Source organism: Brasilonema sp. UFV-L1, from assembly GCF_012912105.1.
Lineage (GTDB): Bacteria > Cyanobacteriota > Cyanobacteriia > Cyanobacteriales > Nostocaceae > Brasilonema.
Map to the genome: position 1 here is coordinate 37,148 of NZ_QMEA01000047.1, position 14,657 is coordinate 51,804.

The 14,657-nt window shown below is 41.9% G+C and carries 9 protein-coding genes; 1 reads left to right on the forward strand and 8 read right to left on the reverse strand.

All coding sequences use genetic code 11. The features are described 5' to 3' along the window. Positions 1 to 77: 77 nt before the first annotated feature. From DP117_RS15360 to DP117_RS15375, 4 genes are all read right to left on the reverse strand, one after another. Positions 78 to 803, reverse strand: a complete 726-nt coding sequence (locus DP117_RS15360) for an SDR family oxidoreductase (protein ID WP_169219165.1) — start codon at positions 801 to 803, stop codon at positions 78 to 80. A gap of 421 nt (positions 804 to 1,224) precedes the next feature. Further along, entirely contained in the window at positions 1,225 to 2,208 is a 984-nt protein-coding gene (locus DP117_RS15365; RefSeq protein WP_169219166.1) for an acetyl-CoA carboxylase carboxyltransferase subunit alpha, read from the reverse strand. A gap of 100 nt (positions 2,209 to 2,308) precedes the next feature. Further along, positions 2,309 to 3,328: a long-chain acyl-[acyl-carrier-protein] reductase gene (locus DP117_RS15370; RefSeq protein ID WP_169219167.1), complete on the reverse strand. Its 1,020-nt coding sequence runs from the start codon at positions 3,326 to 3,328 to the stop codon at positions 2,309 to 2,311. A gap of 205 nt (positions 3,329 to 3,533) precedes the next feature. Further along, on the reverse strand, positions 3,534 to 4,229 hold the full coding sequence (locus DP117_RS15375; RefSeq protein WP_169219168.1) for an aldehyde oxygenase (deformylating): 696 nt from the start codon (positions 4,227 to 4,229) through the stop codon (positions 3,534 to 3,536). 394 nt (positions 4,230 to 4,623) lie between these two features. On the opposite strand from DP117_RS15375, the gene DP117_RS37235 reads away from it, so the two are divergent. Continuing rightward, positions 4,624 to 4,986 carry a hypothetical protein gene (locus DP117_RS37235; RefSeq protein ID WP_169219169.1) on the forward strand — a complete coding sequence of 121 codons (363 nt, stop codon included), beginning with the start codon at positions 4,624 to 4,626 and terminating at the stop codon, positions 4,984 to 4,986. A gap of 37 nt (positions 4,987 to 5,023) precedes the next feature. On the opposite strand, the gene DP117_RS15385 is transcribed toward DP117_RS37235, so the two are convergent. The 4 genes from DP117_RS15385 to DP117_RS15400 form a co-directional block, all read right to left on the reverse strand. After that, positions 5,024 to 8,056, reverse strand: coding sequence for an ABC transporter substrate-binding protein (locus DP117_RS15385; RefSeq protein ID WP_169219170.1), 3,033 nt, complete (start codon positions 8,054 to 8,056; stop codon positions 5,024 to 5,026). 72 nt (positions 8,057 to 8,128) lie between these two features. Beyond that, entirely contained in the window at positions 8,129 to 11,197 is a 3,069-nt protein-coding gene (locus DP117_RS15390) for an ABC transporter substrate-binding protein (RefSeq protein WP_169219171.1), read from the reverse strand. A gap of 21 nt (positions 11,198 to 11,218) precedes the next feature. After that, positions 11,219 to 12,604, reverse strand: coding sequence for an ATP-binding protein (locus tag DP117_RS15395; RefSeq protein ID WP_169219172.1), 1,386 nt, complete (start codon positions 12,602 to 12,604; stop codon positions 11,219 to 11,221). Positions 12,605 to 13,312: 708 nt separating this feature from the next. Further along, positions 13,313 to 14,344: a hypothetical protein gene (locus tag DP117_RS15400; RefSeq protein ID WP_169219173.1), complete on the reverse strand. Its 1,032-nt coding sequence runs from the start codon at positions 14,342 to 14,344 to the stop codon at positions 13,313 to 13,315. Between the last annotated feature and the right edge of the window lie 313 nt (positions 14,345 to 14,657).

The following is a 14,657-nucleotide window of genomic DNA, read 5'->3' on the forward strand; positions in this document are numbered from 1 at the left end:
TTAAGTAGAGTCATTTCGCCAAATGCCGAGTATTGAAGTGAGAATAACTTTGCACTTCAATCCTCAAAATTCAGCACTTATAAAGCGCCAGCTCTTGGCGTGATAGTCAACTCATCAATAACTGCTTGTTGTGGTAGCAAGGCAGCATGGAGAATTGACTGAGCAATAATTTCTGGAGTTAGCATTTTTGAGCGGTCAAAGTTCGCATGAACAGTTTCTGTGTCCCAGAGTTCTGTATTAACCGCACCAGGACAGATAGCAGTAATACGAATACCGTGAGCACGTTCTTCTTGTGCAAAAGTTTGAGAAAGAGCCATCAAACCAGCTTTGCTGACGCTGTAAGCTCCCCAATCAGGAAATGCTTGTTTTCCCGCTATTGAGGTAATGTTGATAATTGTGCCTGTGCCGCGCTCTCGCATTCTGGGTAAAATTCCTAAAATGCACTGAAACACGCTGGTGAGATTTAAATCTATCACTCGCTGCCAGTCAGCTAAGGGAGTTTCACTCAAAGCGGCGGTATAACCCATCCCAGCATTGTTGACTAAAATATCTATGTCTCCAAAGTCAAGAGTGATTGCTTGTATTTTTTCTTGCACTTGAGTGAGGCAAGCTAAATCGACTTCATAAGCTTTCGCTTCGACCCCTGTATGTGATACAGCTTCACACACTGCCCTCAGCTTATCCACTGAACGACTCACCAGGGCAACATCTATCCCAGCCTTCGCAAATGCTAAAGCCGTTGCTTTCCCAATTCCACTACTTGCCCCAGTAATTAGGGCACGTCGTTTCTGCTCAACACTCATGCTATCTCCCAATTTTTTAGCGGTTTGATAACCGCGTCGCTACCCTGTTATATGGTATGAGTCTCGTGATCTTGACAGATTAAATAAATCTAAAAATCTCATTAACTTTCTTCGACAACTGCTATGATGCATTGCGAAGAAGATCGTAGCTCATATTGTATATTCCGTAGGGTGACCGTGTATTTGACCCAGGGAACCTTGTACTACCCTGAATGTTGATTGACTAGTCATAAGTAAATATCATACAGTCGCGAGTTCATAGTCAAAACATTTATGACTCATGACTCGATGACTCATAACTAATAACAAATGACTGATGACTAGAAATAGAAATGGCTATGGAACTTAAAGATTGTTAAAAATCTTTAAGTTCCATAGGAAATTATAGCACTGCCACTATACTAATCAAGTTGCTGAAGTTTCATGAGTGAGAAACTTCAGTGAAAACACCTATTTTCCGGAATTTATCGTAGCGCATTTGGCGTCGTTCAGTACTCGTGAAGTTGTTGAGTTCCTCAAGATTGTCCAAGAGAGCTTGTTTGAGAGTGGTGACTGCTGCCAGAGGATCAGAATGAGCACCGCCGATGGGTTCAGGTAATATTTGGTCGATGATTCCGAAGTTATTCAAATCCTGTGCTGTCATTTTCAAGACAGCGGCAGCTTGAGGGGCTTTGGCAGCATCTTTCCACAAAATAGCAGCGCAGGCTTCAGGAGTAATGACAGTGTAAACGGCATGTTCAAACATCAAGAGGCGATCGCCAACACTGATACCCAATGCACCTCCAGAAAAAGCTTCACCAATGACGGCACAGACTATTGGCACATCTAAGCAAAACATTTCACGTAGATTGTATGCAATGGCTTCTCCAGCACCTTGTTGTTCGGCGACGACCGTGGGTAAAGCTCCTGGCGTGTCGATAAAAGTTAAAATTGGCATGCCAAACCTGTTGGCGTGTTCCATCAACCGCATTGCCTTACGATAGCCACCAGGGGAAGCCATACCGAAGTTACGGGCAATATTGTCTTTTGTGTCGCGCCCTTTTTGATTACCTAACATAACCACGGGTTGTCCGCCTAAACGAGCCACGCCACCAACTAAAGCGGGATCATCAGAACCACAGCGATCGCCGTGCAACTCCATCCATTCGTCACTGATTGCTTGAATATAATCAAGGGTACTGGGGCGGCGGGGATGACGAGCGACTTGTAGTCGCTGAGACGGCGACAGACTACTGAAAATTTCTTCACGCAGTTGCATAGCGCGTGCTTCTAGCTGACGAATTTGACCAGAAACATCGACGCCATTTTCTTCTGCAAGTTGCCGAATTTGTTCAATTCTAGTTGCCAGTTCTGCGAGCGGCTTTTCAAAATCCAACAGTAGCGGTTTACGCTCAGTAGTAGCCATTTTTTGATGTGACAAGTGAAGAGTGAAAATTGGGATCTGGGTAATGAGAATTTTTATAGTCATAAGTCAGTAGCTCATGACTTATGACTCATGACTAAGACTAAACCAACAGTGGTCTAAATCCGTGCTTTTTCGAGACGTTACCGATTTGCTCCATTTTTTCTACAGTAATCCGATTGCGCCCCCAAGAGAAGTTAGTGTATAACTTCTCAAATTCCAGTAGCATTGATTCTGCAAAACAAGCAAATAACTGGCGTCCGGGAACATCCATATTGACGGTATTCATAATTTTCCAATCAATATCTAGGGAATGTTCTACAATGCCGCCATTTAGAACATACACACCCGGATGCTGAATTTTGCTTGCTAAGTTTTTTGGATAGCCGCCATCAATCAGCAAACAAGGTTGCTTTAACACTTTGGGGTCGATTTCCATCCCTTTTGGCATACTAGCAACCCAAACGACAATATCCGCTTGGGGAAGTGCTTCTTCCGTAGACAAGATTTTTCCACGCCCCAGTTCGTCTTGCAGCTGCTGTAGTCGTTCTTGGTTACGTGCTATCAGCAAAAGTTCCTTAACATCTGTTTTGGCATCTAACCAACGACAAACAGCGCTACCAATATCCCCTGTTGCTCCACAAACAGCAACAGTTGCTTTTGATAGTTCAATGCCTACTTGTTTTGACGCTTTTTCTACTTGTTGGCAAATGATGTATGCCGTATGAGTGTTACCTGTCGTAAAGCGTTCAAACTCTAATTTAATATTGCGGACTTGTTTGAATTGCTCTAAATTAAAGTTTTCAAAAATGATTGAAGAAAACCCGCCTAAAGCTGTGATGTTTATCCCGTGCTTTTGAGCGTGAGCCATAGCATTGAGGATTTTGCGTGTTGCAGCTTTGATGTGACGAGCTGCCAACATTTCTGGCAAAAAGCATGACTCTACATATTGTCCTTCAATTTTTTGCCCGGTAACACTGGTAACTGTAATGTTATCGGCAATGAAGGGCGGAGCGCTGCACCAAAAATCTAGCCCTTCGTTGGCTAATTCTGGGAAGCCTAATTCTTTGGCTGCCGCTTGCGCGTGTTCTAAAGTGGTAAGATGTCCGATTAGACCAAACATGAACGATTTTGTTAAGGGTGTCCTTCGTTAAAAGGGTGGAATAGGCGGGTAAGATACAACTAACCCTTAAAATACTACATACAAAGTGACGGAGAACCAGAAGCGACTCATACAGGAGTCACGCAGGAAAACAGGGACACGGAGACGTTTTTCTCTCCGAATCCTCTTTGCTTTCCACGTCGGTGTGTCTTGTTCTCTTCCTTGTTTATGCTGCTTTGATTCCGTAGGCAGAAAGACGCATGATGTCGCGAGTGGAAAAACCGATGTTACTCAGGGCTTCTCCGTACTGTATCATAAAATCTTCTACTAAAGCTTCCTTTTCCATCGCTAACTTACGGGCATCGTCCGCAACAGAGTTAAGCATTTTCCAGACAATTGGGAGGTTTTGGCGATTTGCTTGTTCTAATTCAGCTTTGGATTCTTCAAAGTGTTCTTTTAACCATACTTCTCCAAAGTTGAGATGACTATATTCATCTTTGACTACACCTTCAGTGATTTTACGAGCAAAATCATCTGCAACTGGGATGTAAATGTTGTATGCGGCGATCGCAAAACATTCAATAATCAAAGATTGAATCAGCAAGCAAGTCACGACTTTCCCTTCAGCCGCTGCTTGTTGAAAATTTTGATGCAATTCGGCAAAAAATTCTTGAGCGAACTGCATATCCGGCGTCACCTGAAGATTGCGTCCACAGGCTTCAAATCCTTTCTTGTGACGGCTTTCCATCTTAGCAAGACGATTGAGTTCATCTTGATGTTCGCTCAGCAGTTGTGCGAGTTTGATGTAATTTGCATGAGCTTCTTGTTCGCCTTCTATGACAATCGCATTAATGCGGCTGTAGGCGTCTTTGTATATTTCGCTGTGGAAGTCAATTTCAGATTGATTGACAAGCTGCTGCATGATGCGTTCACTCCCGTGCTGTGAATCATGTGATACCAAAATAAAGTTAACCTCATAAACCGAGGACAACATTAACTGTGGTTTAATTTTACTTAACAAGTCTCTATGTTATAGATTAGCTTTTGCTGGCGGCATTAGTTCAAGCTAATTCATCAGGAAAAGCAGGAAACGAGGAAACAGACGACAGATGGATAGATGATCAATCCAAAAGCCGAAATGCGTTGCAAGAGCGTGTACGTTGCGCTAGAGCTTTCTCGCGCATACACCTCCACCACCAGAGGTAACCTTGTGGGTAGCCCAGAATCTACGTTGAAATTTTCCGGCGTCCTAAAAGTTCCATGACTGGGTGCTGTTACTGTCTTGTGACCTTTAGTTGTGGTCTTGTTGACATCCTTTGCACCTCCTGGAACAGTTCAAGCATGCTTTACCTAAAAATGGCTGTGTTAGTGTCAATTATCGGTATGCCTGGGAGCGAGGTAAATTTTTACTTGCTTTCGCTAATTCTAGCTTAGTAGCGATCGTTGTTACCGCCTTTGCTAATTATACTTCGGCAGTTGCTGTATACGCCTTGGTACGGCTGAAATTTCGAGGAAGGCAAGTGCTACTACTTTGCAGTGTTAGCACAAATTCGCGTAATATCAAATCCGTTTGTATCGGAATTATTTCTCCTTCTTCTCCACGCCAGTCGCCTCTGTCGGGAAACCCTCCTGCAGCGCTGGCTCCTCTGCGTCCTCTCTTGCCTCGTGCGGTTTTTTAATTATTCAGATGCTACCGGATTTGATATAACAATTCAGTTATCTTCGCTCTTTAACCAGTTCAAACTTACCTCCAACAACCTTAACAAGAACAGGTTTAGTTTGACTTTGCCCCTCTGAATCAAACTGTAAAATCTCTCCAGAAGTTTCGCTAGCTGTAATTTTTACATCTTGGAGTTTTCTTATAACTGTTGAGCGGGAGGCATCAGGAGACAAAGCTTTAATCAAAGCCTGAGTTGCATCAAAACTAGCAGCTGTGCGCCAGCTAATCTGTCCTCCCCATTGCTTCGCTGCTGCTTGTGCAAAGTTTTTTGATTGTGGTGCTTCCCTAAACCAGGGTATAGCTATAACCATACCTTCAACATCATTACCACCTTTTTGCAAGGTTGTATTGCTATATAAAGCGTCCCCACCTAACAACATTAGTTTTTGTTTGTTGGAGTTTTTGAATCTAGCATTCCTCTTGGAAACAATTGCAGCAACTTTGATCGCAATAGGAGTGCTTTGTGCGTCTGGAAATAACACAGCACCCTGTGTCTGGTAGCGATAGAAACTCTTTTCGACTTCTGTTTCTATATCCAATTGTGAATTTGTCAAATCAATCTTTTGAACAACTTGACCTTTTATTTCTTCAAATTTATTTGTAAATTCCTCTCTCAAACTACTGCTATGGCTGCTATCAGGATTATAGAAAATAATAACATTGTTGATACCAAGAGACTTTTTGGCATACACTGCTAACTTCTCTCCAATAACAGCGTCAGAAGGTACTGTCCGAAAGAAAACACCATTGTCTTTGTTATTCAACAATTTACTGGTACTAGTAGGAGAGATAATGGCTAAGTTAGCTTTTTTGTATGTATCTAATGCCGCTTTGGTAGCATCGCTAGTATTATGTCCAATCACTGCTAGTACAGCTTTGTCTTTCACCAATTCCTCAGCCACTTTTTGAGCTGTATCTGGTTTATTATCATCACTGGCGATCGCAATTTCCAATAATCGACTATTTAATCCGCTTTTCTCATTAAACTGATTTTGTGCCTGAGCCACACCTCGCAATATTTCTTGAGCCATGTTTGTGTTGTCTGCTGGCACAACCACTGCTAGCGTGAAAGGATTACCCTGTTGCTTGGCACGGGCATTGTTGTAGTAAATCAGTACTTCTGGATCACTGCGATTAGCGGTTGTAGCTGTTTTAAAATATCCTGCCGCATCAAAGTATTTGCCTTGTTGAAAAGCTTGAATACTCTGTTCTCGAGCAGAGTTTTTCAGCTTAGGGAAAAAGGTGCATTCACCACGACTAATCTTTTTTTCATCTGGTTTGCAACCAACATCAAATACCTTCTGTTGATCTACAGAATATCGCGGTGACACCTGATAAACACTAATACCAACAAGGGATAATATTCCTGTTGCTACCGCTATTGCAGCTATAGGAAATAATTGACTGTAAGACTTGTGGCTGTACTGACTACTATTACCTATCCTAGCCAATGCTCTGTTAGAGACAGTAGTTGAAATTGCGGATAAAAAGTTACTTTGTGGATTTCTTGTTGTAGATTCTGTTTCCCCTAAAATAATTTCTTGCAGTTTCTCCAATGCGATTGGGCTTTCATTGTCAATTTCCAAAATTTGCTTAAACTGCTCCTTTGCCTGTGTTAAATCTTGTTGCGCAAGCAAATTTTCTCCGTAAGTAGCAAGCGCACACAACAATCCATCTTTATAGCGTGCGGGATCAGCTTGGTAGACTCGTGTATATAGTTTTACGGCTTTGTCGAACTCATCTATCTCAAAGTACCCTTGAGCTAAAGCCACAACTGTACTGAAGTGATTGGGATTGAGCTTCAAAATCTGCTCATAAACAGCTAGTGCATTTTGTGTTTTGCCCTGTTCATACAATAGTCTTGCTTCTTGCAAGAGGAAATTAACTTTTTCTTCCTCTAAGTTCTGTAGTTGCCATATTACCTGCCGCAGAGGGTAACGTTTGACTAACCAACGGCGGATTAATTCAACTTTGACTTTATGTCCTGTACTGTCCAAAAAACCGTCTTTGGTTAACTGTTCTAGCGCTTGAACTAGTTGTTCTGTTTGGATAACTCCATAGCTTTTAAGCAGCATTAATGCTTCTTCTGAATCCTGCTGATCTAGCGCCGCTTTTTCTTGAGTCTGCGCCACAGCTGAAAACACTACCTGTTCTGGGATAGACAGTCCGTTCCAAAACCATGCCAGCCCCGCCTCGGCAAGCTCAATTGCTTTATTTACAATGCCCTCAACATCTTTGCGGTTGATACTCCAGTTTTGTAGTTCTCGCGCTCTTCCAAAAAGAGCAAAGCAAATGACTTGTGTAAAGTATGGATGTCCTGCAGACAGTTCTAAAATTGCTCGTATCGCATCTGGCTCGTATTCGAGCACACCTTGAGCGAGTTTAGTAATTAGCCGTTTAGCACTTGGCTCATCAAGCAAACCTATTTCTTGGATAGGTGCTTCCTTAAATACTTCAAGTATAGTTGGCAGTTCTTCTGGTTTCTGTCCTACAAGTAGAATGATAAAGAGATTATTTGGTAAAGTGATATTGCGTAGATAAGGGAAAATATTTTTAACTAATGACTTAGATTCTTCTGTTGTTAAACTATCAAATTCATCTAGTAATAATACTAGTTTCTTGTCTTGTAATTCTTTAAAAACTTGAGGTAAAAATTGGCTAGAAAAAATATATGGTTCTGTTTCTAAATCTGTAGTTAAAGGTAGCTTTATATTATCTTCATCTAGTTCAAGGTAGTCTAATATCTCTGTCGCGAGTGCCACTAAGATATTACTGAGAGATTTACCACTTTGGTCTTGTAAATCGAAGGGAACAAAGACAAAGCTATCTGGTGCAACAAAGTTAGGAATATTACGAAGTACAGAGGACTTGCCAATGCGTCGTTGACCGTGTAACAAGATAACCTTGACATTTTGTCTTAGGTTGTCTTCAATAAAACCGAACAGAGCTTCTCGTCCAAATATCAATTCCGGTTCATCGATTGGGCGACCAATGATGTAAGGATTGCGCCGAGTCGTTGAATAGGTCATAATAGTTCCCAATTTACTAAGCTACTGGTCGTCTTATAGTAAAGAACAGTTTCAGATCATCCTGGTTCATCTTTACTCTTGCACTAATTTAAATTTACCTCCAAAAACCTTAACAAGGACAGGTTTATTTTGCCTTTCTCCTTCTGAATCAAACTGTAAAGTTTCTCCAGAAGTTTCGCTAGCTTTAACTGTTAGATCTTGATTTTTTAGATTTATCATAACTGTTGACCTATTGGCACTGGGACGTAAAGCTTTAATCAAAGCCTGAGTAGCATCAAAACTAGTAGCTGTGCGCCAGCTAACTGGTCCTCCCCATTGCTTCTGTGCTGCTTGTGCAAAGTTTTTTGATTGTGGTGCTTCCCTAAACCAGGGAACTGCTAGAATCAAGCCTTCAATAGATTTTTCGCCTTGTTGCAAATTTTTATCACTATATAGGGCATCCCCACCCAACAACTTTAGCTCTTTTCGCCCTTGGTTGTTAGTTCGGTTTTTAAGTTTAGTATTGATCTCGGCAACAAGTGAGGCAAACTCGAGTGCCTTAGAAGTGCTTTCCGTGCCTGGAAATAACACAGCGGCTTGTGCGTTGTCTTGTTGATACACACTGTTTTCAAGTTCATCTTTCCACTCATTTAGTTTTGAGTGCTTTAAATCAATTTTCTTAACAACTCTATTCCTTAATGGCTCTTCAAATTTCTTTGTAAATTCCTCTCTCAAACTGTTGCTATAGCTGTTACCGGAATTATAGAAAATGACAACATTGTTGATACCAAGGGACTTTTTAGCATACGTGGCTAACTTCTCTCCAGTAGCAGCATCAGAAGGTACCGTCCGAAAGAAAACACCATTGTCGCTGTCATTCAATAATGTGCTGGTACTAGTGGGAGAGATGATGGCTAAGTTAGCGTTTCTGTATGTATCTAATGCCTCTTTGGTAGCATCGCTAGTGTTATGTCCAATCACTGCCAGTACAGAAGAGTCTGAGTATTTTACCAATTTCTCAGCCACTTTTTTAGCTATATCTTGTGTGTTATCATCATCACTGGCGATCGCAATTTCCAATAATTGACCATTTAATCCCCCTTTCTCATTGAATTGATTTTGTGCCTGCGCCACACCTCGCAATATTTCTTGAGCCTGATCTTCTTGTTTTGCTGGCACAACCACTGCTAGTGTGAAAGGATTACCCTGTTGCTTAGCACGGGCATTGTTGTAGTAAATTAGTACTTCTGGATCTTTAGGTTGACTAGGCTGAACCGTCAAAGCTCTTTTAAAGAATTCTTCAGCTTTAGAGTATTTGGCTTCTTGGAAAGCTTGAAGACCCTGGTCACGAGCAGGGTTTTTAATATTAATAAAGAAGGTGCGTTCACCACGACTAATCTTTCTTTCATCTAGTTTGCAACCAACATAAAATACCTTCTGTTGACCTGCAGAACATGGCGTTGACACCCGATAAACACCAATACCAGCAAGAGCAATTATTCCGATCACTGCTGCTGTACTCCGTATCGGAATTCGCCAACGCAAATGTGGAACAATCCACTCGCTTGGTAGGGCTGGCTGTAGTGATCCTTGAGTTGCAGCACTAGCTTCAATATGAGAGATTTCTTGCAGCTTCTTTTGTGCTAATTGGTGTCCAGGCTCAATTTTCAAGACTCGATTAAACTGCTCCTTTGCTTGTGTTAAATCTCGTTGTGCGAACAAATTTTCTCCGTAGGTAGTGAGCGCACGCAACAGCCCATCTTTGTTACGTGCGGGATCAACTTGGAAAGCTCGCGTGTATAGTTCCACGGCTTTGTCGATCTCTTTCACCTCCAAGTATCCTTGAGCCAGATTCGCTACTGTACTGAAGTGATTAGGATTGAGCGTCAAAATTTGCTCATACACACCCAGTGCATTTTGTGTTTCGCCCCTTTGACGCAGTGCCTTTGCTTCTTCTAAAAGGCGATTAATTTCTTCTTGCTCAAGAGTCTCCAATTCCAATATCGCTTGCCGCAAAGGATGACGTTTGATTAACCAACGGCGAACTAATTCAACTTTGACTCTACGCCCCGTATCATCCAAGAAACTATTGTTCTTGTTGGCACCACTTAGTTGGTTAGCTGCTTGATTTAAGGACTCTGTTTGGACTCCATAGCTTTTGAGCAGCACTAAAGGGTCTTCTGGAAGCCTCTGGCTGTTGGCGATCGCTATGCTTTGCGCTTGCGCCACAGCAGAAAAAACGACTTGCTCTTGGGTAGGCAGTCCTTTCCAATACCAGTCCAACCCACCTTCAGCACTCTCAATTGCTTTAGTTACAATATTATTTACATCGTTGGGAGTGACATGCGATTTGTTTTCATCTCTTGCTTGCTGGAAAACAGCATGACATATGACTTGAGTAAAATAGGGATGTCCTGCTGATAGATCTAGAATTGCTTTTATTGCATCCTGGTCGTATTCGAGCTGATCCCGAGCTGGTTTAGAAATGAGCCGTTTAGCACTGAGTTCTTCGAGCAAACCAATTTCGTTGACTGGTGCATGTCCAAACAAATGAAGCAGCTTTGGCATATCATTCAGACTCCGTCCCACTACTGGAATGATGAATAATTTTTCGTGCTGCTCAATCAGTTCTTTTAGATACGCAAAGAAATGCATATCTGCTTGCCGCTCTTCTCCTTGAGTGTGGACATCATCACTTAAAACATCAAATTCATCCAGTAATAACACCAGATTTTTCTCACGCAATTCCTGATGCACTCGTGCTAAGAAGTTCTGAGAAAAGATGTTTGCTTCTAACTCTGTAGCTGAGAGCAAGAGTAGCACACTATTTTCAGTATTTAAGTGCTCCAGGCATTCGAGGTCGAGGATTTCTGTTGCAAGTGAGTGCAAAATCTGACTGAGGGAGAGCGAAGCTTTATCTTGAAGGTCAAAGTTTACAAAAACAAACTCATTGAACTCCCTCTGCTGAAAAAATAAGGGAATTTGTCTTAGTACAGATGACTTACCGATACGCCGTTGACCGTGTAGTAAGATAACCTTGACATTTTGTACCAGATTGTCCTCAATGAAACCGAATAGACCTTCCCGCCCGAAGAAAAATTCTTCTTCATCGATTGGACGACCAATGATATAAGGATTTCTTTGTTGATTTCTCCCACTCATCACACTTTTCTTCCTTTGTCCTTACATCCAGTTAAACAAGCCTTGAATGGCTCCTTTCGGAAAAGCAGCTGATAACTTACCAAACAATTCAAGGGCAGAGGATATCTCTTGTGTATGGTTCCACAACCAGCGAATTGCTTGTGTGACGTTCTTAGTTTGTTCGTGACTCATCAAGTTGAGAAACACCTTTCGCCGTTTTTCGAGTGATTCATTATTTGTATTCCTCAGTTCTTGAATCACCCACTCCTCCATAAGTGATGATGTGAAAGAGAGTATCTTTTTATTTCCTTGTTCTGTACGGATACCCACGCGTTTTTCGTGTATATTTGTCACCTTTCCTTGTTCTACTAATTCTGTACGCGTGATTACGCCCTGTTCTTCTAAATTCGTCAATTCTCGCTCTTTTTGGCTGAAGATGATGTCAAGATCGCTTAAGTCATAGCTTTCCTCATTCAAACGACCTTTCAAACCATATAAAGCTATCAGCATCAATAAACTTTGCTCTTCTTCACTGCACCTGTCCCAAATGTTTTGAAAAATCTGTCTCGTATCGCTTTTAAATTCTCTGGCAAAAGCTGTGGCAAAGGCTTGAGCATCCATTGCTGTCCCTTGTGCAGTTCGTAGCTTTCTGTACAAGAGAGAACCAGCATTTTGTAGCAGAGCTGGATGTCCACCTGCAATTTCTCGAATGATGTCCCGTAGTGGTTGTGATTCAGGTGTCTGTGGTGCTATGCCAAGTAGTTGCTCAGCTTCTTGCTCAGTAAGTAGTTTCAATGACTGGAAGAGATAATGGTTATACCACGGAGAACTGGCTGGACTCAGGGGAGGACCAAGTTCATTGAGGCGCATGAGCGAGGTAACAATCATTGAGAGATTTCTCTCCTTAGAGTGGTAAGCCAAGTTACGGCACTCGCTTAAGAATGTCACCATATCGGCTTCCGTGTATTGCTTATTTTCCTGGAGAGCTGCATCATAGTCATCTACTAGCAGCACTAAGGATTTTCCTTTCCTTCCTAGCTTCCGCAGTATTTGGCGCAAACAATCTTTCGTTGTTAGTCCTTGTGCCAACAATGTCTCAATCTCAGTCTGCAAGTCGGGTTCAATATCCAACTGATCCCTCATACCACTCAAAACTTCTCTCCAAAAACCAGAGGGAGTGAAAGGATTAATGCTCTGACAACTAAAAAGAACAATCACTATCTTCGATAAATCTTCTCCACGTTCTTCCCAAACTTGGGGTGAAGCTAGTTTCTCCAAAAAAGAGGACTTACCCATTCCAGCCCCACCCCAAATTGCTAAGTGACTGCGATTGAAAATTTGATCAAATGCAGCATCAATTTCAGATTTCCGTCCTACAAAACTTTCTGGAGGAACTGGCTGTCCTACGATAAAAGGATTTTTTCCCATTACAGATATCCAAGCTTTTATATAAATTGCGATTATTGTTAATGTTAAAGCTTATACGGAAGTTAAGCTACAACAAGAGTTTTTCTTCTAAGTAGTTCAACTTAATTAAACGTAAAATGTCATTACGAGTGAAACGCAGTGGAGCGAAGTAATCGCAAAGACTCTATATTTACGCTTTTCAATGTTGATCTACTTATATTCTTGGTAGGTGTGAGCAAAATCAACTTATGCACTTCTGGGATAGAAATAGAAAAGAATCTTAACAAACCGTTTATATGGTAAACCAAAGGCTCAGCAAATAGCTAAAGCACGCAAGGCATAGCCAAGCCATTTCAAACAATGACTACCTGCTTGTAAAGGTACGTATTTTATATAAATTAAGGAATAAAATTAAATTATTATTTTGCTTTTCTATGAAAGGAGGTCACCGTAATTTTATCCTTCCTACTAAGTAGCTCAACTTAATTAAACGTGAAATGTCATTACGTTAGCGCGCAGCGTGCCCGGAGGGCAGCGGAACGCAGTGAAGCGAAGTAATCGCAAAGACTCTATTTTATGTTTTTCAATGTTGACCTACTTATTTCCCGCTATCCAAAAACCTTACTTGTTTAATAAAAATTTGCGCGAAGCAAGTGAGCAGAAACACACTAGACACTTAGATATGGAGAAGTTATCAAAAATACTCTCTCCTTCTCCACATCTGACTCTTTAACTAGTTTCCTGAATGTGCAAGCGAACCGTGTGCCCAGTTGCACCACTCAGTTGTAATTCCATCACTTCACCACCAAGCGGTTCCAAACATTCCAGGAGTTCTCTTAAACGCGGCGTACTTGCACCCGTATCCACATACAAACGATCTGATAGATTACCAATTTTCTTCCAACTCATGTATAACTTGGCAATCATTTGCTCTAATTGGGATGCTTGATTCACTAAGTCCGCAGCGATGCTAAGACAGCCAACTCTTTGAGCTTCTATGAGAGCTGTTTCGATGTCAACTTCTTGAGCGTTCAGCGCTTGGACTTGAACTGCGGCTTTGAGATATTTTGCCAGATTACGCGCTTCTGTGGTGACTTGTTTGATGGTATCTAAGTCAGGATTTTGAGATATTTCCTTTTGAATTGCGTTTTGGTGAGACTCTGGTAATTTTTCCATCTCCTTTACCAGTGGCGCGATGTAACGCGGAGGAAGAGAATTTTCTGCTGCTTTTACCTTGACTGGTTCGGGTAGCAACTCAGAAGACATTGCTGTCCATTCGTCGTTGATTTGACGCACTTCTCGTCTGGTGATGCGATCGCCTTTTTGCGCTGCTTCACCGATCATCTGTTGAACTTCTGGGGCTGCTTTGGCGGTTTCGACAAATGCCCGTTTGCTGAAGTTATTGATGGCTGAGGGTTCTAATCTTCCCTCTTCTAAAAGAGTATCAGCACTGTTCGCCAGTTGAATCAGAGCATAAGCCTGACTTTTGCCAATTTCTCGTTCTTTGAGCCATTTGAGAAAGCCAGCACCTCGTCCCTCACCACCTATTTTCTCTCTGTCACGCACAGCGCGTAAAATTCGTCCTCGCCAAATGTCGGTTTGCAAATCAAAGCGATCGCACACCTGCCAAGCGACATCTAGCTGCTTTTGAAATTCTGGTTCAGGAATTTCCTCATCTTCCGGATCAGGCAGTTGAAATTCAAAATCAGCCGGCTGTTGTAGAAGTGCAGCCAACTCATCAATAGATTCGTTATATTGCACAATTTATAGTTTATTAGTTTATTACTGTATGCGCGGTTTATTATCACATATTCCGCTTGACACTCCCACTTCTGGTGGCAGTGAGATTCTTGGTTCACCGAACGCACTTACCATAAATCAGTTGCCCAACTTACAACAGAGGTGCATTTCTCCTTAAGCGTTGAGGGCATAGTAACCCAGGTTTCGCAGTGCCCCTGCGTACCGTAGAGAGCCAAATCAGTGGGTTCTCTGTACTTGGTGCTTGAGCATTTTACCCAACCAAGCCTTTCCGGTTGGAACCGCTTACACTCAGTTTTCAAGGTGCAATGGCATC